We start from the raw sequence: 21667 nt of genomic DNA on the forward strand, positions 1-21667 counted from the left end.
CCTGTTTTCCACAGTAAATGCAGAAAAGGGCGCTACAAAAAGGAAACCCGGCCGAAGCCGGGTTTCCAAGGTACGGGAATCGAACAGATCAGGCTGCTGCCTGAATGTTCGATGCCTGTTTGCCTTTCGGGCCTTGCACGACCTCGAAGCTCACCTTTTGACCTTCTTTGAGGGTCTTGAAGCCATTCATCTGGATGGCCGAGAAGTGAGCGAACAGATCCTCGCCGCCTTCGTCAGGCGTAATGAATCCGAAACCCTTCGCGTCGTTAAACCACTTGACCGTACCGGTTGCCATACCTACTTCCCCTGTAACTCATGTCACTACCACACGAGCAGTTCGAAAAGCCAAACGACCACGTAATGCGATCGCCCCCTCCTCACAAACAAGCTCACCAACGGCATTTTTTCGAATATGAAACGGTTGAAAAAAGTGCCAGCTTGATTGTTGAGGCTCTTTATTCTGCTGTCAAGAATATTTTGAGACGTTGTATGACGCGTTGTAAAGAGAACATTGCCAGGGTTTTTACTGCTTTTCCCAAGTGCAGCATCACGGCGGGCGGTAATCCCTGAAAACACGCATAATCGGCGGACACACGCCGCGCTGCGGTGCAGAAATTCCCCCGCTTGGTGCGGCCCCTTACAGTGCGCACCAACGGCGCCGCGCGGGTTGTGCGATACTCAAATCGACCGGCGGCGTAAAGGCTGCCGGCAGCAGGAAAGGGGCAGATTCGGCGCACGCATGGCGTGCGCCTTGCGTGTCTCGAACCGGCCCCGCAGCCGGTAGTGGCTGGACGGGGAGGGCGCGCGGCGCAGGGCGCGCGCGCGGCGGTTTTACCGGCCGTCCGGTCGGGTTTCGCGGCAGGATTGCGGGCCTGTCCGAGTTGTTTAGAATGGGTGTATGGCGATTATCCCGGACAAGCAGGATTCAACCGTACTGGAGCGGCAGGAGCAAAAGGTCAAACCGCCCTCCATGTACAAGGTCGTCTTGATGAACGACGACTACACGCCGATGGAATTCGTCGTGATGGTCGTTCAGGAGTATTTCAATAAGGACCGCGAGACCGCGACGCAGATCATGCTGAAGGTCCATCGCGAAGGCAGGGGAGTTTGTGGGGTCTATACGCGGGATATCGCGTCGACCAAGGTTGAGCAAGTCGTTACCCACGCACGGCAGGCAGGGCATCCGCTGCAGTGTGTGATGGAGGAAGCATGATTGCCCAGGAACTGGAAGTCAGCCTGCATATGGCGTTCATGGAAGCACGTCAGGCACGGCACGAGTTCATAACAGTCGAGCATCTACTGCTGGCGCTGTTGGACAATCCAACGGCGGCTGAAGTGTTGCGCGCGTGTGCCGCGAATATCGAAGACCTGCGTCAGAACCTGCGCAACTTCATTCACGACAACACCCCCACGGTTCCAGGCACGGACGACGTCGATACGCAGCCCACGCTCGGATTTCAGCGCGTGATCCAGCGCGCGATCATGCACGTCCAGTCCACCTCGAACGGCAAGAAGGAAGTGACGGGCGCGAACGTGCTCGTCGCGATCTTCGGCGAGAAGGACTCGCACGCGGTGTACTATCTGCAGCAGCAGGGCGTCACGCGTCTCGACGTGGTGAACTTCATTTCGCACGGCATCGCGAAGACCAGCAGCGGCGAAGCCGCCAAGGCAAGCGATGCGAACGCCGAAGCCGAGGACGCCGCCAGCCAGAAGGAAACGCCGCTCGCGCAGTTCACGCAGAACCTGAACCAGATGGCGAAGGACGGCCGCATCGATCCGCTGATCGGGCGCGAGCTGGAAGTCGAGCGCGTCGTGCAGGTGCTGTGCCGCCGCCGCAAGAACAATCCGCTGCTCGTGGGCGAAGCGGGCGTGGGCAAGACCGCTATCGCGGAAGGGCTCGCGTGGCGCATCACGCGCGGCGAAGTGCCGGATATCCTGGCCGACGCGCAGGTCTATTCGCTCGACATGGGCGCGCTGCTGGCGGGCACCAAGTATCGCGGCGACTTCGAGCAGCGTCTGAAGACCGTGCTCAAGGAGCTCAAGGAGCGTCCGCACGCGATTCTCTTCATCGACGAGATTCATACGCTGATCGGCGCGGGCGCCGCGTCGGGCGGCACGCTCGATGCGTCGAACCTGCTCAAGCCTGCGCTTTCGTCGGGCACGCTCAAGTGCATCGGCGCGACGACCTTCACCGAATATCGCGGCATCTTCGAAAAGGACGCGGCGCTCTCGCGGCGCTTCCAGAAGATCGACGTGGTCGAGCCGACCGTCGAGCAGACCGTCGCGATCCTGCGCGGGCTGAAATCCCGTTTCGAAGAGCACCATGGCGTGAAGTACTCCTCGGGCGCGCTCAATGCGGCGGCCGAGCTGTCCGCGCGCTTCATCACCGACCGTCATCTGCCCGACAAGGCGATCGACGTGATCGACGAAGCGGGCGCCGCGCAGCGCATCCTGCCGAAGTCGAAGCAGAAGAAAACCATCGGCAAGAGCGAGATCGAAGAGATCATCTCGAAGATCGCGCGCGTGCCGGCGCAAAGCGTGTCGCAGGACGACCGCAGCAAGCTCCAGACGCTCGACCGCGATCTGAAGTCCGTCGTGTTCGGCCAGGATCCGGCCATCGACGCGCTGTCCGCTTCGATCAAGATGGCGCGCGCGGGGCTCGGCAAGACCGACAAGCCGATCGGCTCGTTCCTGTTCTCGGGGCCGACTGGCGTCGGCAAGACCGAAGTGGCGCGCCAGCTCGCGTTCACGCTCGGCATCGAGCTGATCCGCTTCGACATGTCCGAGTATATGGAGCGTCACGCGGTGAGCCGCCTGATCGGCGCGCCGCCGGGCTATGTCGGCTTCGACCAGGGCGGTCTGCTTACCGAAGCCGTCACGAAGAAGCCGCACTGCGTGCTGCTGCTCGACGAAATCGAAAAGGCGCACCCGGACATCTTCAACGTGCTGCTGCAGGTGATGGACCACGGCACGCTGACCGACAACAACGGCCGCAAGGCGGATTTCCGCAACGTCATCATCGTCATGACGACGAATGCGGGCGCCGAGGCGATGAACAAGTCGACCATCGGCTTCACGAGCCGCCGCGAGCAGGGCGACGAAATGGCCGACATCAAGCGCATGTTCACGCCCGAGTTCCGCAACCGGCTCGATGCGACGATCAGCTTCCGCTCGCTCGATGAAGAGATCATCATGCGCGTCGTCGACAAGTTCCTCATGCAGCTGGAAGACCAGTTGCACGAGAAGAAGGTCGATGCGCTCTTCACCGATGCGCTGCGCAAGCATCTCGCAAAGCACGGCTTCGACCCGCTCATGGGCGCGCGGCCGATGCAGCGCCTGATTCAGGACACGATCCGCCGTGCGCTGGCCGACGAACTGCTGTTCGGCAAGCTGATGAACGGCGGCCGCGTGACCGTCGACATCGATGCCGAAGACAAGGTGCAGCTCACGTTCGACGAGCATCCGGCGCCGCGTAATCCGAACCCGGAGGCCGTCGAAGTAGAATAAGCGCGCAGTTGCCATGTAGTTGCCACATAGTTGCTACGTAGTTGGCGCTTTGAAATGAGGTAAACGGCGTGGGCGCCCGAGCCCGCGCCGTTTTGTTTTTGCACGTACCGTTTGAACGTGCGCAGCAGGGGGAAGTTTTGGCAGCAGATAAAAATGGCGCGTTCGATTCGATCGTCGAGCGCGAGCGCGGTTTGCGGCGCGGCTTGTCCGCCGCCCAGATGACGATGATTGCGATCGGCGGCGCGGTCGGCACCGGGCTCTTCCTCGGTAGCGGTTTCGCGATCAGCTTTGCGGGGCCGGGCGTCCTCGTCTCGTATGCGATTGGCGCGCTGGTCGCGCTGCTGCTGATGGGCGCACTCGCGGAAATGACCGTCGCGCATCCCACGTCCGGCTCGTTCGGCGCCTACGCAGAGCACTATATCGGCCCGCTGGCGGGCTTCGTCGTGCGCTACGCGTACTGGTCGGCCTACGTGCTCGCCGTCGGCACAGAGGTGGCCGCCATCGCCGTCTACATGAAGTTCTGGTTCCCTCAGGTGCCGGGACTTTACTGGATCATCGGGTTTTCAGCGGCGCTGATCGTTGTGAACGCAATGAGCGTGCGCGCGTACGGCAGCATCGAATATGTTTTTTCCAGCCTGAAAATTGCCGCAATCGTCGCGTTCATCGTGCTCGGCGCATGGTTCGTGTGGCGTGCGCCCGCAAGCTCGGGGGTCGGCTTTGCGAACTACACCGCGCACGGCGGCCTGCTGCCGAAAGGCTGGTGGGGCGTGTGGGTCGGCACGATCGTCGCGCTCTTCAGCTATCTGGGCGTCGAGACCATCGCCGTTGCGGCAGCCGAGGCGCGCGATCCGCAGCGCGCGGTCACGCGTGCGTTTCGCGGGACCATGCTGCGCCTCGTGCTGTTCTATCTGCTGACGCTCGCGCTGATGCTCGCAATCGTGCCGTGGACCGAAGCCGGTGCGAACGAGAGCCCGTTCGTGAAAGTGATGGCCGCAACGGGCGTTCCGTACGCGGCGGGGGCGATCAACTTCATCGTGCTCGTGGCCGCGTTGTCGGCGATGAACAGTCAGCTCTACATCACCACGCGCATGATGTTCAGCCTCTCGCGCGCAGGCTACGCGAGCGCCGTATTCGGACGTCTTTCGCGCCATGGCGTGCCCGCCGCTGCCCTCTCGCTCTCGACCATCGGCATCGCCGTGGCGGCCGTGCTCAACGCGCTGTGGCCGCAAACGGCCTTCACGCTGATGATGTCGATTGCGATGTTCGGTGCGATGTTCACGTGGCTGATGATCTTCGTCACGCACCTCTTTTTCCGCGCGCGCCACGCGGGTCCCACGCCGGCCTTTCGCATGTGGGGATATCCGTTCACGAGCGTGCTCGGTGCGCTGCTGATGGCCGGCATTCTCGTCACGACCGCGTTCACGCGCGAGTTCGCCATGACGCTCGTGTACGGCCTCGCGTTCCTCGTCGCGCTGGTGGCCGTGTATTGGCTCTGGTATCGGCGGCGTCTCGAAGCGGCAGGCGAAGCCGCTTAAGCTTCGGCCCCGCTGGCAAGACGCCTGCTGATCGAGGCGTCAGAAATGAAAAAAGCACGCTCCGGCGTGCTTTTTTCATGTTTGCGCGGCTTTCGCCTGTTCGTGCGCTGCGTGCGCGATCAGTGCTTGCCGGTGCTGCCGAAACCGCCCGCGCCGCGCTCGCTCGTTTCGAAGTCGTCGACGATATTGAAGTGCGCCTGCACGACCGGCACGATCACGAGCTGCGCGAGGCGCTCGAGCGGATTGAGCATGAACGTCGTATGGCCGCGGTTCCACGTCGAAATCATGAGTTCGCCCTGGTAGTCCGAATCGATCAGCCCCACGAGGTTGCCGAGCACGATGCCGTGCTTGTGGCCAAGCCTCGAGCGCGGCAGGATCAGCGCCGCATAGCCCGGATCGGCGACGTGGATCGCGAGCCCTGTCGGCACGAGCTTCGTTTCGCCCGGTTCGAGCGTGAGCGGCGTCTCGATGCACGCGCGCAGGTCGAGCCCCGCGCTGCCGGGCGTCGCGTATTGGGGCAACTGGTCGCGCATGCGTTCGTTCAGGATCTTGATGTCGATATTCATGAGTGAAGGTTGGGTTGGCGTAGGAATCAGAGGCGAGAGAGCGCGAACGCTTCGGCCAGCAGTTCATAGGAGCGCAGCCGCGCCGCGTAGCTTCCGGCGATGGTGAGCACGATCAGTTCGTCGGCGGCGAAGCGCTCTTGCAGCAGGCGCAGGCGCTCCGTGACGCTGTCGGGCGTGCCGACGATGCTGCGCGGCTTCTCGCGGTCGATCACGAGTTGCTCGCGCTCGCCGTATTCCTGTGCGAGTCCTTGCTCGACGGTCGGGATCGGCGCGTTCAGGCCGAGCGCCATCTGCACGCGGCGCAGATCGACGGCCTTTTCGAGGTCGGCGGCTTCCCGTTCGGTATCCGCGCAAATGACGAACACCGCGCAGGCCAGGTACGGCGTCGCCTCGTGACCGGCCTGGAAGCGGTCCCGATAGGCGTTCGCCACCAGGTGCCCGAAATGCGCGTTGATGAAATGCGCGAACGAAAAGCGCAGACCGAGCCGCGCGGCGAGCGCGCCGCCGAAGTCGCTCGAACCGAGCACCCACAGTTGCGGCCGCGTTTCGATCTGCGGCTGCAGGAGCGTGCCGCTCGCGATGTGGTCGTCCGGCAGCGTGCCGTCCATGAGTCCGACCAGATCGCGCACCTGGTCGGCGAACTGTTCGCCGCGGCTGTAAAAACCGGCCGCGACGGCCTGCGCCGTGCGCATGTCGCCGCCGGGCGCGCGCCCCACGCCGAGATCGACGCGGTTCGGATAGAGCGCCTCCAGCATCATGAACTGCTCGGCGATCTTGAACGGGCTGTAGTAGGGAAGCATCACGCCGCCCGAACCGATGCGGATGCGCTTCGTCACGCTGCCGAGCCGCGCCAGCATGATCTCCGGGCAGGGATTGCACACGCCGAGCAGGCCATGGTGCTCGGCGCACCAGTAGCGCGTGTAGCCGAGGTCGTCGGCGAGCTGCGCGAGTTCGAGGGTCGCCGCGATGGCGTCGGCGGCCGTATGCCCGGTAATCACGGGCGACTGGTCGAGTACGGAAAGAAGCGTCATGACGGCTCACCCTGCTTCTTTCGCGACGCGCGCCGCCTCGGCGTTGTCCGCCGACGGCGCCGCGCGCGTCACGAGATGATGCTCTGGTCGGGCAGGCGGCGCGCGATCTCGGCGATCAGCGTCTGCGCGAGCGCCTGCTTGGCCGCGCGTGGCAGCTTCGTGCTCCCGGCAGCTTCGAAGAGGACGACTTCGTTGTCGTCGAGTCCGAAGGTCTGCGGGCCGAGATTGCCGATCAGGAGCGGTACGTTCTTGCGCACGCGCTTTTGCTCGGCATGGACGTCGAGGTCGCCGCTTTCTGCCGCGAAGCCGACGCAATACGGCGGATGCGGCAGCCTGGCGACCGAAGCGAGGATGTCGGGATTCTCGACGAACCTGAAGCCGGGAACCTGCCCCTCGGCGGTTTTCTTGATCTTCTGCGTCGCGATGTGATCGACGCGCCAGTCGGCCACCGCCGCCACGCCGATGAACACGTCGTAGTCGGGCACGGCGCGCATGACCGCGTCGTACATCTGCTGGGCCGTCTGCACGTCTTCGCGATAGACGCCCCACGGCGTTTCGAGCGTGACCGGGCCCGCGACGAGATGGACGTCGGCGCCGGCTTGCTGCGCCGCCCGCGCGAGCGCGAAGCCCATTTTGCCGCTTGAACGGTTCGTGATGCCGCGCACCGGGTCGAGCGGCTCGAAGGTCGGCCCGGCGGTGATCAGCACGCGGCGGTGCGCGAGCACCTTCGGCGCGAAGAACGAGACGATCGCTGCGTAGACGGCTTCCGGTTCCAGCATGCGGCCGTCGCCGACTTCGCCGCAGGCCTGCGGACCGGAATCGGGGCCGAGCGTTTCGATGCCGTCCGCGCGCAGTTGGGCGACGTTGCGCTGCGTGGCCGGGTTATTCCACATCTGCCGGTTCATGGCCGGAACGACCAGCAACGGGCAGTCGCGGGCGACGCACAGTGTGGAGAGCAGGTCGTCGGCGAAACCGTGCGCGAGTTTGGCGAGAAAGTCGGTGGAGGCGGGGGCGATGACGATGGCGTCGGCACCGCGCGAGAGGTCGATGTGCGCCATGTTGTTGGACATGCGCGCGTCCCACTGGCTGGTGTAGACGGGCTGGCCCGAAAGCGCCTGCATCGTGACGGGCGTGATGAACTGCGTTGCCGCTTCGGTCATGACGACCTGCACGGTTGCGCCAGCCCTGGTCAGAAGGCGCGTGAGCTCGGCGATCTTGTAGCAGGCGATGCCGCCGGTCATGCCGATGACGAGGTGCTTGCCGGCGAGTTCGCCCGGGTTGGCAGCAGCGGTGTTCAAGTCCAGTCTCCTTACTCCGGTCACACGCAAAGCGGTCGATCGGAGTTGGCGCTTCGGCCCTGCCTCCGATCCCGTGCACGACGTCCGCTCAGCGTGCGCCGCGCACGCGCCGCAGCTCGTCGATCACCAGCAGCACCGCGCCGATCGTAATTGCGCTGTCCGCGACGTTGAACGCTGGCCAGTGCCACCCGCCCACATGGAAGTCGAGGAAGTCGATCACGTGGCCGTACATCAGCCGGTCGAGCACATTGCCGAGCGCGCCGCCGAGAATCAGCGCAAGCGCCGTGCAGAACATGCGCTGCCCCGCGTGGCGCTTGAGCAGATAGCTGATCACGAGTGCCGCCGCCACGCCGAGCGCCGTGAACGCCCAGCGCTGCCAGCCGCCCGCCGCGGCGAGAAAGCTGAACGCGGCGCCCTTGTTGTACACGAGCACGAGGTTGAAGAACGACGTGACCGCGCGGCTTTCGCCGTAGCTGAACAGCCGGGCGATGGCGATCTTCGTGAGCTGGTCGCACAGGATCACGACCACCGCGATGCCGAGCCACGGTGCAAGCGCGCCGCTCGCGCGGGACTGCAACGGCCTGGATTTCGCCATTATGCCGCGCTCCGTGTTTCGCCGTTACCGAAGAGATTGGCGACGCAGCGGCCGCACAGCCCGGGGTGTTCGGCGTTCGTGCCGACGTCCTCGCGGTAGTGCCAGCAGCGCTCGCACTTGAGGTACTTCGAGGTGATGACCTCGACGCCTTCGTCCGCCTCGCTCTCGACCTTGACGACCTCGGCCGCCGAGGTGATCAGCACGAACTTGAGGTCGTCGCCGAGCAAGGCGAGCGCGTCGTAGCGCGCGCCGCTCGCCAGAATGCGCACTTCGGCCTGTAGCGACGAACCGATCGCATTGGCCACGCGCGCCTCTTCGAGCGCCTTCGTCACGTTGCCGCGCACTTCGCGCAGCAGCGTCCAGCGCGCGATCAGCGCTTCAGCTTGTTCGATGTCCGGGAACGCGTGGAACGTCTCGGTGAAGATGGTCTCGGTGTGCGGCTGGAACACCTTCCACGCTTCCTCGGCCGTGAACGAGAGGAACGGTGCGAGGATGCGCAGCAGGCTGTGCGTGATGTGATGGAGCGCGGTCTGCGCGGCGCGGCGGGCCTTCGAATCGACTGCGCTCGTGTAGAGGCGGTCCTTGAGCACGTCGAGATAGAAGCCGCCCAGGTCTTCGGAGCAGAACGTCTGCAGCTTCGCGACGACCGGGTGGAACTCGTAGCGGTCGTAGTGCGCGAGCACATCGTTTTGCAGCGTGTGCGTGAGCGCCACGGCGTAGCGGTCGATTTCGAGCCACTCGGCGGCGGGCAGCGCGTGCTTGTCGAACTCGAAGTCGGAGAGGTTCGAGAGCAGGAAGCGCAGCGTGTTGCGGATGCGGCGGTAGCCTTCCGTCACGCGCTTGAGGATTTCCTCGGAGATCGCGAGCTCGCCCGAGTAGTCGGTCGACGCGATCCACAGGCGGATGATTTCCGCGCCGAGGCGGTTCGCCACCTCATGCGGATCGACGCCGTTGCCGAGCGACTTCGACATCTTGCGGCCTTCGCCGTCGACGGTGAAGCCGTGCGTGAGCAGCGCGTTGTAAGGCGGGCGGCCGTCGAGCATCGACGCCGTGAGCAGCGACGAGTGGAACCAGCCGCGATGCTGGTCCGATCCTTCCAGATAGAGGTCGGCCGGGAACTGCAGATCGTCCTCGTGCGAGCCGCGCAGCACGTGCCAGTGCGTCGTGCCGGAGTCGAACCACACGTCGAGCGTGTCGCGGTTCTTCTCGTACAGATTGGCGTCGTCGCCGATCAGCTCGCGCGGATCGAGCGCCTGCCACGCTTCGATGCCGCTCTTTTCGACGCGCCTGGCGACTTCTTCGAGCAGCTCCAGCGTGCGCGGATGCAGTTCGCCCGTTTCCTTGTGGACGAAGAACGCCATCGGCACGCCCCATTGGCGCTGACGCGAGAGCGTCCAGTCCGGGCGGTTCGCGATCATCGCGTACAGGCGCTGCTTGCCCCACGACGGATAGAACGCGGTCGCCTCGATGCCTTCGAGCGCGGTTTCGCGCAGCGTCTTGCTGCCGTCGTTCGGCTTCACGTCCATGCCCGCGAACCACTGCGACGTGGCGCGGTAGATGATCGGCGTCTTGTGACGCCAGCAGTGCATGTAGCTGTGCAGGTATTTCTCGCTGCGCAGGAGCGTGCCCGCGTTGTCGAGCGCTTCGACGATCTTCGGGTTCGCCGCCCAGATCGCGAGGCCGCCGAAGAGCGGCAGCGATTCGATGTAGCGGCCGTCGCCCATGACCGGGCTGATGATGTCCGAATCGGCCATGTTGTGGGCCTTGCACGAGGCAAAGTCTTCCACGCCGTAGGCCGGTGCCGAGTGCACGATGCCCGTGCCGGTGTCGGTCGTCACGTAGTCGCCGGGATAGATGGGCGACGTGCGCTTGTAGCCCGGATGCGCCACTGCGAGCGGGTGATGGAAGCGCAGATGCGCGAGCTTCGCGCCCGGCGCCGTGGCGATCACGCGGCCGTCGAGCTCGAAGTCCTTCATGCAGGCTTCGACACGCTCTTCGGCGAGAATCAGCAGGCCGCGCTGCGTATCGACGAGCGCGTAGATCACTTCCGGATGGACGTTCAGCGCCTGGTTGGCGGGAATCGTCCACGGCGTGGTGGTCCAGATCACGACGCCGCCTTCCTCGCGCGGCAGGGCGGCCAGGCCGAACGCCGCGGCCGTCTCCGCTGGCTGCGCGAACGGGAACATCACGTCGATGGTCGGATCGGTCTTGTCCTTGTACTCGACTTCCGCCTCGGCGAGCGCCGAGCCGCAGTCGAAGCACCAGTTCACGGGCTTCAGGCCGCGGAACACATAGCCTTTTTCGAGGATCTTCGCGAGCGCGCGGATTTCGCCGGCCTCATTCGCGAAGTTCATGGTCTTGTACGGGTTGTCCCAGTCGCCGAGCACGCCAAGGCGACGGAAGCCGGCCTTTTGCGTCTCGATCTGGCCCGCTGCGTAGGCGCGCGCCTTCTGCATGACTTCGGTCGCGGGCAGCGATTTGCCGAACTGCTTTTCGATCTGGATCTCGATCGGCATGCCGTGGCAATCCCAGCCCGGCACGTAGACCGCGTCGTAGCCCGCGAGATTGCGCGCCTTGACGATCATGTCCTTGAGAATCTTGTTCACCGCATGGCCGAGGTGGATGTCGCCGTTCGCATACGGCGGGCCGTCGTGCAGGATGAACTTCTTGCGGCCCTTCGAGGCCGCGCGGATCTTCTGGTAGATCTCCCTGTCCTGCCATTCCTTGACCCACTGGGGCTCGCGCTTCGGCAGATCGCCGCGCATCGGGAACGGAGTGTCCAGCAGGTTGACGGGGTATTTCGATTCGGTCTTCTGCGCGGGCTTGCCGGAGGATGCTTTCTTGTCGCTCATGGTGAAATCACGGTGAATTCAGGGGATGCACGGCGCCGGACTCTGCGGCCTCGCCGCTCGACCGTCGCCTCGCGAGCCAGTCGCCTGCCTGCGACGCGGCGCCGGGGGCGGGCAACCCGTGCGGCTCGATCGCGCGCACGGGCCGCGGACTACCTAATTCGGTCGGTGGCCGAGGTGGCGAAGCCGGTGGAACGGCTGCCCGGCGCGTGAGCGGCTGCGAACCACGCACGGGCGTCGGCCACGTCGCGCGCAATGGCCGACGTGAGCGTTTCGAGGTCGGCGAACTTCTCCTCGTCGCGCAGCTTCTTCAGGAATTCGACGCGCACGAGCTGGCCATAGGCGCTGCCGTGCCAGTCGAGCAGATGCACTTCGAGCAGCACGCGGCCCGAGTCGTCGACGGTGGGCCGCACGCCGAGGCTCGCCACGCCCGGCAGCGGGTGCTCAGCGATGCCGTGCACCTGCACGACGAACACGCCCTTGAGCGCCGGCCGCTTGTGGCCGATCGGCAGGTTCATCGTCGGGAAACCGAGGTCGCGGCCGAGTTTCAGGCCGTGCACGACGTGGCCGCTGATCGCGTAGCCGCAGCCGAGTGCGGCGCGCGCGGCATCGAGGTCGCCCGCGGCGAGCGCGGCGCGCACGCCCGAGCTCGAAATGCGCGCGCCGGACGGGTCGGCCACGGTCGCCATCTGCTCGACTTCGAAGCCGTGCTGCTCGCCGGCCGCCTTGAGCGAGGCGAAATCGCCCGCGCGCTTCGCGCCGTAGCGGAAATCGTCGCCGATCATCATCCAGCGCGTGTGCAGGCCGTGCACGATGATGCGCTCGACGAACGCGTCGGGCGACTGGCTCGCGAACGTGTGGTTGAAGTGCTCGACGACCACGCGGTCCACGCCGTTGTCGCGCAGCGCTTCGAGCTTGTCGCGCAGCATGGCGATGCGCGGCGGCGCGCCGGCCGGATTGAAGAACTCGCGCGGGTGGGGTTCGAAGGTCATCACGCAGACGGGCAGGCCGCGTGCGCGGGCGGCTTCGCGCACGCGCGCGAGCAACGCCTGATGTCCGCGGTGGACACCGTCGAAGTTGCCGATGGTGAGCGCGCAGGGCGCGCGGCTTTCGGCGTTGGGAAGACCGCGGAAGACTCTCACGATAGCGGAACGGACCGTTAATGTGTGGCCAAAGCGTGGCCAAAGCGTGATCAATGTGGCGAGAGGCGTCGCAGCCGGCCGCCGCGACGAAACAGACGATTATAAACGCTGCAACGGGGAATCGCCGCCGTTGCTGCGTCGCACGTAGCCCTCGATGATAAAATCCGCGGATGAAAAATCTCGTCATCCTGATCTCGGGACGGGGCAGCAACATGGAAGCCATTGTGCGCGCGTGCGCGCACGAAGCGTGGCCGGCGCGCGTCGCCGCCGTGATTGCCAACCGTCCGGATGCCGCGGGGCTCGCGTTCGCGGCTTCGCACGGCATTGCCACGGCTGTGGTCGATCACCGCCAGTTTCCTGATCGCGCCGCGTTCGACGCGGCGCTTGCGCAGGTGATCGACGGCCATCAGCCGGACCTCGTCATTCTCGCCGGCTTCATGCGCGTCCTGACCGAGCCGTTCGTCGCGCACTATACGGGTCGGATGCTGAATATCCATCCGTCGCTGCTGCCGAGCTTTCCGGGCCTGCACACGCATCAGCAGGCGCTCGACGCCGGCTGCCGCGTGCACGGCGCCACGGTCCACTTCGTCACGCCCGCGCTCGATCATGGCCCGATCGTCGCGCAGTCGGTCGTGCCCGTGCGCACGGGCGACGACGCCGCGGCGCTCGCCGCGCGCATCCTGAAGACCGAGCATGTGATCTACCCGCGCGCGGTGCGCTGGTTCGTCGAAGGGCGGCTTGCGCTCGACGGCGAACGCGTGACGCTCGCGCCGCCCGAGCCGCAGTGGCTTTTCCTTGACGACACCAACGCGAACGCGAACCTGAACGCCGACGCACAAGCCGCCGGGGAGGGCGCATGAGGCTGCATGGATTCCTGATCGGACAAACCGAAACGTTGCTCGCCGACGTCCTCAAGTTCACCGGCCCCGCCGACGCGGTCACGAGCCGGTTCTTCCGCGAGCATCCGAAGCTCGGCCACGGCGAGCGCGGCGTGATCGCCGAAGCCGTGTTCGCGGTCCTGCGCCGCCGCATGGAGTTCGCGCATCTGGCCGAGAGCGGCAGCGGCAGCCCGACGCGGCGCCTTGCGCTGCTCGGTCTGATGGCGACGGCGGGCCGCGCGGCGGTGCGCCCGTTCGTGTCGGATGCCGAGGCGGGCTGGCTCGAACACGTCTCGAAGATCGATCCGGCGAGCCTGCCGCAGCGCGTGCAGCTGAACCTGCCCGAGTGGATCATGAACGCGCTCCAGCAGCGCTTCGAGCCCGCCGAACTCGCGCAACTGGCCTCGGCGCTGAACTATCCGGCGCCGCTCGATCTGCGTGCGAACCCCATCAAGGCGAGCCGCGAGGCGCTGCTGCGCGCGCTCGGCGAGGCCGGCATCGAGGCTGGCGAGACGCCGTTCGCGCCGTTCGGCGTGCGCGTGGTCGGCAAACCCGCGCTTTCGAAGCTCGATCCGTTCAAGGAAGGCTGGTTCGAAGTGCAGGACGAGGGCAGCCAGCTGCTGTGCTCGCTGCTCGCACCGCGCCGCGGCGAGATGATCGTCGATTTCTGCGCGGGCGCGGGCGGCAAGACGCTCGCGCTCGGCGCGATGATGCGCTCGTCGGGGCGTCTCTACGCGTTCGACATCTCCGAGCGCCGCCTCGCGAAGCTCAAGCCGCGCCTCGCGCGCAGCGGGCTTTCGAACGTCAATCCGGTGCTGATCGACAGCGAGCACGACTCGAAGATCAAGCGGCTCGTCGGCAAGATCGACCGCGTGCTCGTCGATGCGCCGTGCTCCGGCCTCGGCACGCTGCGCCGCAACCCCGACCTCAAGTGGCGTCAGACGCCCGAGTCGGTCGCCGAACTCGCCCCCAAGCAACTGTCGATCCTCACGAGCGCCGCGCGTTTGCTCAAGCGCGGCGGCCGTCTTGTCTACGCGACCTGCAGCATCCTCGAAGCCGAGAACGAAGCGGTCGTGAAGCAGTTCCTGGACGCACATCCGGATTTCGTGCTCGTGAGCGCGCGCGACGTGCTGGCGGAGCAGCGCGTGGGCCTCGATACGGGCGACTACCTGTCGCTGTGGCCGCACCGCCACGCGACCGACGGCTTCTTCGCCGCCGTGCTGGAGCGCCGCGGCGACGCGGGGCCGTCGAAGCAGCAGGCGCAGGCAGCGACCGCGCCGGACGAATCGGCAGCGCAGCAGCAAGCGGCCGATGCGATTGCGCGGGCCAGCGAAACCGCCGACGAGCCGAATGTCGCTGAGTAACTCCCGCGCTCAAAACCGGGCTTACAACCAGGCTTATAACCAGGCTTATAACCGGGTTCACGACCGCGCCTGCGCGAGCGGGTCGCAGGCGCGCATGCGCGGCGCGGCGGGTTGGACGGAGAGCGCCGGACGGCCCGCCCCGCGCGTGCCTGCCGCGCGCGTCGCCCATGCCGCACGCGTCGTGCGCCAATACGCACCATGATCGAAAACCGTTTGCTGACTCACATGCTGGGCGGCGTGATCCGCGACTTCGGCCAGCCGGTCATGCTCTGGCAGATCGGCGTGCTGATCGGCGCGCTCATCGTGGCCTTCGTGCTCGCGCAGCTCTTGCGGCGCGGGATCGAAGCGCGCCGCAAGGCGCGCCGCGAGGCGCGGCCCTTTGGCGCGGAAAGCCTCACCAAGGCGCTCTTTCCGCTGATCGGCGCAGGCTGCGTCTGGGTGGCGCGCGCGGTCGCCAGCAACTTCTTCCACACGTCGCTCCTCAATCTCGCGCTCGTGCCGCTGTTCGGCATCGGCCTCATCTACATTGCGTTCTTCTTCGCGCGCCGCGTGTTCGGCGGCAAGGGCTCGACGCATGCGTGGCTCTCGATCATCGAGAAGCTCGTTTCGCTGATCGTCTGGGTCGTCATGGTCCTGACCGTGCTCGGCATCCAGGACGACGCGCTCGACTGGATGGCGAGCGTGCGCTTTCGCATCGGCACCTCGCACATCAGCCTGCTCTCGCTCGCGAATGCCGTGTCGTGGGTCTGCGTGACGATGGTCGTCGCGATCTGGGCGGGCTCGGCGCTCGAAGACCGCCTCATGCGCGCCACCACGCTCGACGCCAACCTGCGCGTCGTGCTCGCGCGCGTCGGGCGCGCGCTGCTCGTGTTCGCGGCGGTGCTTTTCAGCCTCTCGATCGTCGGCATCGACATCACGGTGCTCGGCGTGTTCGGCGGCGCGCTCGGCGTCGGCCTCGGCTTCGGGCTGCAGAAGATCGCGAGCAACTACGTGTCCGGCTTCATCATCCTGATCGACCGCTCGCTGCACCTCGGCGACACGATCGACGTCAGCGGCCTCGCGGGCAAGGTCACGCAGATCCGCACGCGCTACACGGTCGTGCGCGGACTCGACGGCGTCGAGACGCTGATCCCGAACGAAAAGCTCATCACCGATGTCGTGCAGAACCGGTCGTCGTACCTCACGCGCGGCTACGTCAAAGCGGCGGTGCAGGTGGCCTACGACACGGACCTCGACTTCGCGATGGCGCTGCTCGCGCGTGCGGCACAGGGCGTGGACCGCGTGCTGGCCGATCCGGCTCCGACCCCGTATCTCGTGAGTTTCGGCTCGGACGGCATCGACCTCGAACTGGGCTTCTGGGTGGCCGACGCAGCCACGGGTACCGCGGGCGTGCGCTCGGCCGTGAACGTCAATATCTGGCGCCTCTTCGGCGAGCACGGCATCTCGATTCCGTTTGCGCAGCGCGAGGTCCGCATCATCGGCGCGGCGGAGATCCCCGGTGTTGTGCAGCGCAGTGCCCGCACAGAGACGCCCACCGCCGGCTGAAAGGTGCCGCAACTGTGCGCGAGCGCGCACTCCGGCGCGTGAGGCCGCGCCGGAATCGAAAAAAATCCTCATTTGTTACAAACACTTGGAACGGTTCGCGTAGAATGCCGTCCAACGCTTCTCACTGCTTTCACTTCCCTGACTTTGGCGGCGCTGTAAGGCTGAAGTCACTCGTCTTTCAGGTACAGACCTTGTTGAATTCCCTGCTCGATTTCCTCGCACACGGGGTGCTGCATTTCTCGTGGTGGCAGATCCTGTTGTACGTGGCCGTCGTCACGCACATCACGATTGTCGGCGTGACCGTGTATCTCCACCGCTGCCAGGCGCACCGCGCGCTCGACATGCATCCCATCGCCAGTCATTTCTTCCGTTTCTGGCTGTGGATGACCACCGGCATGCTCACGGGCCAGTGGGCCTCGATCCACCGCAAGCACCACGCGAAATGCGAGACGGAGGAAGATCCGCACAGCCCGCAAACGCGCGGCCTATGGAAAGTGCTGCTCGAAGGCGCGGAGCTGTATCGCGCCGAAGCGAAGAACGAAGAAACGATGCGCCGCTACAGTCACGGCACGCCCAACGACTGGATCGAACGCAACATCTACACGAAGTATCCGATCCTCGGCGTGAGCATCATGCTGGTGATCGACGTGCTGCTGTTCGGCGCGGTCGGTCTGACTGTCTGGGCCGTGCAGATGGCGTGGATTCCGTTCTGGGCGGCAGGCGTCGTCAACGGTCTCGGCCACTTCTTCGGCTATCGCAACTTCAATTCGGCGGATGCGAGCACGAACCTGTTCCCGCTCGGCATCATCATCGGCGGCGAGGAACTGCACAACAACCACCACACGTTCGCGACGTCGGCGAAGCTGTCGAACAAGTGGTACGAGTTCGACATCGGCTGGATGTACATCCGTTTAATGTCGATGTGCGGGCTCGCCAAGGTCAAGAAGGTCGCGCCCACGCCGCGTCTCACGAAGGGCAAGCTCGTGCCCGACCAGGAAACGCTGCAGGCCGTGTTGTCGAACCGCTATGAAGTGATGGCGCGTTACGCGAAGGCCGTGAAGCAGGCGTATCGCCAGGAGCTCGCGCACCTGAAGGAAGTGGGCGCGCGCGAGAAGTATCAGCTGATGCACGGCGCGCGCAAATGGTTCTACAAGGAAGAATCGAGCCTCGACGAGCCGCAGAAGCGCCAGCTTCCGCAGATCTTCGCGAACAGCCAGCAGCTGCGCACGTTCATCGAACTGCGCAACGAGCTCGCAGCGATCTGGGATCGTTCCAGCGCATCGCGCGAACAACTGCTCACGCAACTGCAGGACTGGTGTCATCGCGCCGAACAGAGCGGCATCAAGGCGCTTCAGGAATTCGCTTCACGTCTGCGGCGCTATGCATGAGACGTCAGAAAATCCATTAGAATTCAGGTACGTCACAAAACCCCGCGTTGGCGGGGTTTTTCTTTTGGGGCCGCGAAAACCTGTGCCGCTCGCGTGGTTTATCGGCAGCCATTGCAGTGCAGCCCAATTTGCATGGGACCAGAGTAAGCGCTAGAAGACTCACTCTGGTCGACTGGAGGAGATCATGAGTCAGGCGATCAGGAAGGTCGAATACGACCGGCCGCAAGGCGCCGTTTGCAGTGTCGGACAGGCCTGGGCACGCGTGCCCGATGCACCGACCGCAGCACAACGCGTGGCATTGAAAGAGCGCATCCGTGCGCTGCTCTTGCGCGAGAAGGCAGTGCTCGTCGCGCACTATTACGTCGATCCCGAACTGCAGGAGCTGGCGGACGAAACCGGCGGCTGCGTGGCCGATTCGCTCGAAATGGCGCGCTTCGGCCGCGATCATGAAGCACAGACGCTCGTCGTGGCCGGTGTGCGCTTCATGGGCGAGACGGCCAAGATCCTGAGCCCCAACAAACGCATTCTGATGCCGGATCTCGAAGCGACCTGCTCGCTCGACCTCGGCTGCCCCATCGACGAATTCTCCGCGTTCTGCGACGAACATCCCGACCGTACCGTCGTCGTCTATGCCAATACCAGCGCCGCCGTGAAGGCGCGTGCGGACTGGATGGTGACGTCGTCGATCGGTCTTGAGATCGTCGCGCACCTGCACGCGTCGGGCCAAAAGATCCTCTGGGCGCCGGACCGCCATCTCGGCGGCTACATCCAGAAGAAGACCGGCGCCGACATGCTGATGTGGCAAGGCTCGTGCCTCGTGCACGACGAGTTCAAGGGCATCGAACTCGATTTGCTGCGCGCCCAGTATCCCGATGCAAAGGTGCTCGTGCATCCCGAATCGCCGGAAGCTGTCGTCGCACTGGCCGACGTGGTCGGCTCGACCACGCAGTTGATCGATGCGGCCGTGAAGCTCGACGCCACGCATTTCATCGTCGCGACCGACCTCGGCATCCTGCACAAGATGCGGCTTGCCGCGCCGGACAAGACCTTTATCGAAGCGCCCACGGCCGGCAACAGCGCCACTTGCAAGAGCTGCGCGCACTGTCCGTGGATGGCGATGAACGGCCTCGAAAATCTCGCGGACGTGCTGGAGTGCGGCCACAACGAGATTTTTGTCGATGCGGCGCTCGGCGAACGTGCGCGTCTGCCGATCGACCGCATGCTCGCGTTCGCAGCCGAGCACAAGCGCCGCGTGCAGGCGAGCGGCGATCTCGCGCGCGACGGCGCGCTCTTCGCGAACGTGGGGGCGGCGTAAATGGGTGCGAGAGATCTGATCGGCGTCGAAGCGGCATCGCCGTTGCTCGCCGAAGTGCGCGCGCAGTACGGCGCGGCATTCGATGCGGCCATCGCCCGCAACGTGGTCGAAGCGCTCGCGGAAGACATCGGCGACGGCGACCAGACGGGCCGTCTCGTGAGCGCGGACGAAATGCGCGATGCGCGCATCATCGTGCGCGAAGAAGCGGTGCTGTGCGGCGTGCTGTGGTTCGACGGCGTGATGAAGAGCGTCGACGCGCGCATCGAGGTGCACTGGCACTATCGCGAGGGCGAACGCATGAGCGTCGATTCGACGGTCTGCTCGCTGCGCGGTCCGGCGCGTGCGCTGCTCACCGCCGAGCGCAGCGCGATGAACTTCCTGCAACTGCTCTCGGGCGTGGCGAGCGCGACGCGCCGCTATGTGGATGCGATTGCGCACACGCAAACGCGCATCGTCGATACGCGCAAGACGCTGCCTGGCCTGCGCCTCGCGCAGAAGTACGCGGTGCGCGTGGGCGGCGGGGCAAACCAGCGGCTCGCGCTCTACGACGGCATCCTCATCAAGGAAAACCACATCGCCGCTGCGGGCGGCGTGGGCGCGGCGGCAGACGCCGCGTTTGCGCTCGACGCGGCCGTGCCGGTCCAGATCGAAGTGGAGACGCTCGCGCAACTCGATGAAGCGCTTGCGCATGGCGCGAAGTCGATCCTGCTCGACAACTTCTCGCTCGATGCGATGCGCGACGCGGTGCGTCTCACGGCGGGGCGCGCCGTGCTCGAAGGATCGGGCGGCGTGAATTTCGACACCGTGCGTGCGATTGCCGAAACGGGCGTCGACCGCATTTCGATTGGCGCGCTCACGAAGGACGTGCGCGCAACCGACTACTCGATGCGGATCGTCTGAGCGCAGGCGGCACAGCGAAAACACGCGAAATTCAAGCGCAAACTGAGCATAAACCGAGCGTAAACGTTAAGGGCCGCCTCGCAAGAGGCGGCCCTTTGTTTTGACGCGGTGTTCGCGCGCCTAGCCGATCGTGCGGTTGCGCACGCGCTCCGGCGAGAGCACGCTCGGCAATGCTTTCGGCAGCGTGTTCGGCCAGTCGCGGCTGTAGTGCAGGCCGCGGCTTTCGCGCCGCGAGCGCGCGCTCTCGACGATCAGCGAGGCGACTTCCACGAGATTGCGCAGTTCGAGCAGATCGCGTGTCACGCGGAAGTTCGCGTAGTACTCGCCAATCTCGTCGCGCAGGAGGGAGATGCGATGCTGGGCGCGCTCGAGCCGCTTGTCGGTGCGCACGATGCCGACGTAATTCCACATGAGGCGGCGCAGTTCGTCCCAGTTGTGGGCGACGACGACTTCTTCGTCGGAGTCCGAAACGCGGCTTTCGTCCCAGTCGGGCAGCGGTGCGTGTGCGGCGGCGCCGAAGCCTTCCGCCTCGATCGCCTGGGCCGCCGAACGCCCGATCACGAGGCATTCGAGCAGCGAATTGCTGGCGAGCCGGTTCGCGCCGTGCAGGCCCGTGTACGAGGTCTCGCCGACGGCGTAGAGGCCCGCGAGATCGGTGCGGCCCGCGAGGTCGGTGACGACGCCGCCGCACGTGTAGTGCGCGGCCGGCACGACGGGAATCGGCTCCTTCGTGATGTCGATGCCGAAATCCCGGCAGCGCGCGAGGATCGTCGGGAAGTGCTCTTCGAGGAACGCGGCCGGCTGGTGGCTGATGTCGAGATGCACGCAGTCGATGCCGTGCTTCTTGATCTCGAAGTCGATGGCGCGTGCGACGATGTCGCGCGGCGCGAGCTCGGCGCGTGCGTCGTGCTCGGGCATGAACCGGGTGCCGTCGGGCAGACGCAGCACGCCGCCTTCGCCGCGCACCGCTTCGGAAATCAGGAACGACTTCGCATGCGGGTGGAAGAGGCAGGTGGGATGGAACTGGATGAACTCCATGTTCGCCACGCGGCAGCCCGCGCGCCAGGCCATGGCAATGCCGTCGCCGGTGGCCGTGTCGGGGTTCGTCGTATAGAGATAGACCTTGCCTGCACCGCCGGTCGCGAGGACCGTGTGCGGCGCCTGGATTGTCACGGTGCGGTCGTTCTTGAGATCGAGCGCGTAAAGACCATGACAGCGGCGGCCGGGCAGGCCGAGACGGTCGGATGTGATCACGTCGATCGCGTGGTGATCTTCGAGGATCGTGATGTTCGGATGCTGGCGCGCGCGCTCGATGAGCGTTTGCACGACGGCGTGGCCGGTTGCGTCGGCGGCGTGGATGATCCGGCGATGGCTGTGGCCGCCTTCGCGCGTGAGGTGATAGCCCAGCTCGGCGGCGGCGTCCTTCGTGAACGGCACCTGTTGGTGGATTAGCCACTCGATCGCTGCGCGGCCATTTTCGACGATGAAGCGCGTCGCGCCTTCGTCGCACAGGCCGCCGCCGGCCACCAGCGTGTCGTCGATGTGATTCTCGACGCTGTCGGTCGGATCGAGCACTGCGGCGATGCCGCCTTGCGCGCGATCACTCGCGCCTTCGGTTACGTCGCGTTTCGCGATCACCACAACGCGCCGTGTGTCGGCGAGGTTCAGCGCGACGCTCAGGCCTGCCAGCCCGCTGCCGACGATCGCAACATCGAAATTCATGGTCCTGCTTCTCCATTCTTGTTCTATTGCGG

At 65.4% G+C, this 21667-nt stretch carries 17 protein-coding genes; 9 read left to right on the forward strand and 8 right to left on the reverse strand.

The features are described from left to right. Positions 1-88: 88 nt before the first annotated feature. Complete coding sequence (cspD, locus tag EPN59_RS12480) at positions 89-295, reverse strand: cold shock domain-containing protein CspD (protein ID WP_017776809.1); 207 nt, start codon at positions 293-295, stop codon at positions 89-91. A gap of 603 nt (positions 296-898) precedes the next feature. On the opposite strand from cspD, the gene clpS reads away from it, so the two are divergent. The 3 genes from clpS (at position 899) to EPN59_RS12495 (ending at position 5042) form a co-directional block, all read left to right on the forward strand. Further along, entirely contained in the window at positions 899-1213 is a 315-nt protein-coding gene (clpS, locus tag EPN59_RS12485) for an ATP-dependent Clp protease adapter ClpS (RefSeq protein ID WP_028213389.1), read from the forward strand. Further along, positions 1210-3507: an ATP-dependent Clp protease ATP-binding subunit ClpA gene (gene clpA, locus EPN59_RS12490; protein ID WP_293036000.1), complete on the forward strand. Its 2298-nt coding sequence runs from the start codon at positions 1210-1212 to the stop codon at positions 3505-3507. The genes clpS and clpA overlap by 4 nt, the downstream gene beginning before the upstream one ends. Positions 3508-3725: 218 nt before the next feature. Beyond that, on the forward strand, positions 3726-5042 hold the full coding sequence (locus EPN59_RS12495) for an amino acid permease (RefSeq protein WP_293036057.1): 1317 nt from the start codon (positions 3726-3728) through the stop codon (positions 5040-5042). A 119-nt stretch (positions 5043-5161) separates the two neighbouring features. On the opposite strand, the gene dut is transcribed toward EPN59_RS12495, so the two are convergent. The 6 genes from dut to EPN59_RS12525 form a co-directional block, all read right to left on the reverse strand. Continuing rightward, positions 5162-5608, reverse strand: a complete 447-nt coding sequence (gene dut / locus EPN59_RS12500; RefSeq protein WP_293035998.1) for a dUTP diphosphatase — start codon at positions 5606-5608, stop codon at positions 5162-5164. A gap of 26 nt (positions 5609-5634) precedes the next feature. Then, on the reverse strand, positions 5635-6639 hold the full coding sequence (locus EPN59_RS12505) for an LLM class flavin-dependent oxidoreductase (RefSeq protein WP_293035996.1): 1005 nt from the start codon (positions 6637-6639) through the stop codon (positions 5635-5637). A gap of 68 nt (positions 6640-6707) precedes the next feature. Beyond that, the gene (coaBC, locus tag EPN59_RS12510) at positions 6708-7937 is read right to left on the reverse strand and encodes a bifunctional phosphopantothenoylcysteine decarboxylase/phosphopantothenate--cysteine ligase CoaBC (protein ID WP_293035994.1); all 1230 of its coding nucleotides are present in this window, start codon (positions 7935-7937) and stop codon (positions 6708-6710) included. Positions 7938-8025: 88 nt separating this feature from the next. Beyond that, positions 8026-8532: a signal peptidase II gene (lspA, locus tag EPN59_RS12515; protein WP_293035992.1), complete on the reverse strand. Its 507-nt coding sequence runs from the start codon at positions 8530-8532 to the stop codon at positions 8026-8028. Beyond that, complete coding sequence (ileS, locus tag EPN59_RS12520) at positions 8532-11384, reverse strand: isoleucine--tRNA ligase (protein ID WP_293035990.1); 2853 nt, start codon at positions 11382-11384, stop codon at positions 8532-8534. The genes lspA and ileS overlap by 1 nt, the downstream gene beginning before the upstream one ends. Positions 11385-11533: 149 nt before the next feature. Next, entirely contained in the window at positions 11534-12523 is a 990-nt protein-coding gene (locus tag EPN59_RS12525; RefSeq protein ID WP_293035988.1) for a bifunctional riboflavin kinase/FAD synthetase, read from the reverse strand. Positions 12524-12693: 170 nt separating this feature from the next. Between EPN59_RS12525 and purN the strand changes: the two genes are divergently transcribed. The 6 genes from purN (at position 12694) to nadC (ending at position 19913) form a co-directional block, all read left to right on the forward strand. Then, positions 12694-13383, forward strand: coding sequence for a phosphoribosylglycinamide formyltransferase (gene purN, locus EPN59_RS12530; RefSeq protein WP_293035986.1), 690 nt, complete (start codon positions 12694-12696; stop codon positions 13381-13383). Then, the gene (locus tag EPN59_RS12535; protein WP_293035984.1) at positions 13380-14765 is read left to right on the forward strand and encodes an RsmB/NOP family class I SAM-dependent RNA methyltransferase; all 1386 of its coding nucleotides are present in this window, start codon (positions 13380-13382) and stop codon (positions 14763-14765) included. Before purN ends, EPN59_RS12535 begins: the two co-directional genes overlap by 4 nt. A 201-nt stretch (positions 14766-14966) precedes the next feature. Continuing rightward, positions 14967-16310 (forward strand): mechanosensitive ion channel domain-containing protein, encoded by a 1344-nt coding sequence (locus EPN59_RS12540; RefSeq protein ID WP_293036055.1) that lies wholly within the window; start codon positions 14967-14969, stop codon positions 16308-16310. 191 nt (positions 16311-16501) lie between these two features. Then, a complete protein-coding gene (locus EPN59_RS12545; protein WP_293035982.1) occupies positions 16502-17698 on the forward strand; it encodes an acyl-CoA desaturase in 1197 nt (398 codons plus the stop codon). A gap of 184 nt (positions 17699-17882) precedes the next feature. Then, the gene (gene nadA / locus EPN59_RS12550) at positions 17883-19013 is read left to right on the forward strand and encodes a quinolinate synthase NadA (protein ID WP_293035980.1); all 1131 of its coding nucleotides are present in this window, start codon (positions 17883-17885) and stop codon (positions 19011-19013) included. Beyond that, positions 19014-19913 (forward strand): carboxylating nicotinate-nucleotide diphosphorylase, encoded by a 900-nt coding sequence (gene nadC / locus EPN59_RS12555; protein ID WP_293035978.1) that lies wholly within the window; start codon positions 19014-19016, stop codon positions 19911-19913. Positions 19914-20033: 120 nt separating this feature from the next. Here nadC and nadB read toward each other — a convergent pair whose 3' ends face one another. Then, positions 20034-21635 carry an L-aspartate oxidase gene (gene nadB / locus EPN59_RS12560; protein WP_293035976.1) on the reverse strand — a complete coding sequence of 534 codons (1602 nt, stop codon included), beginning with the start codon at positions 21633-21635 and terminating at the stop codon, positions 20034-20036. Positions 21636-21667: the final 32 nt, after the last annotated feature.

The sequence above is a fragment of the Paraburkholderia sp. genome (assembly GCF_004298475.1).
Classification (GTDB): Bacteria; Pseudomonadota; Gammaproteobacteria; order Burkholderiales; family Burkholderiaceae; genus Paraburkholderia; species Paraburkholderia denitrificans.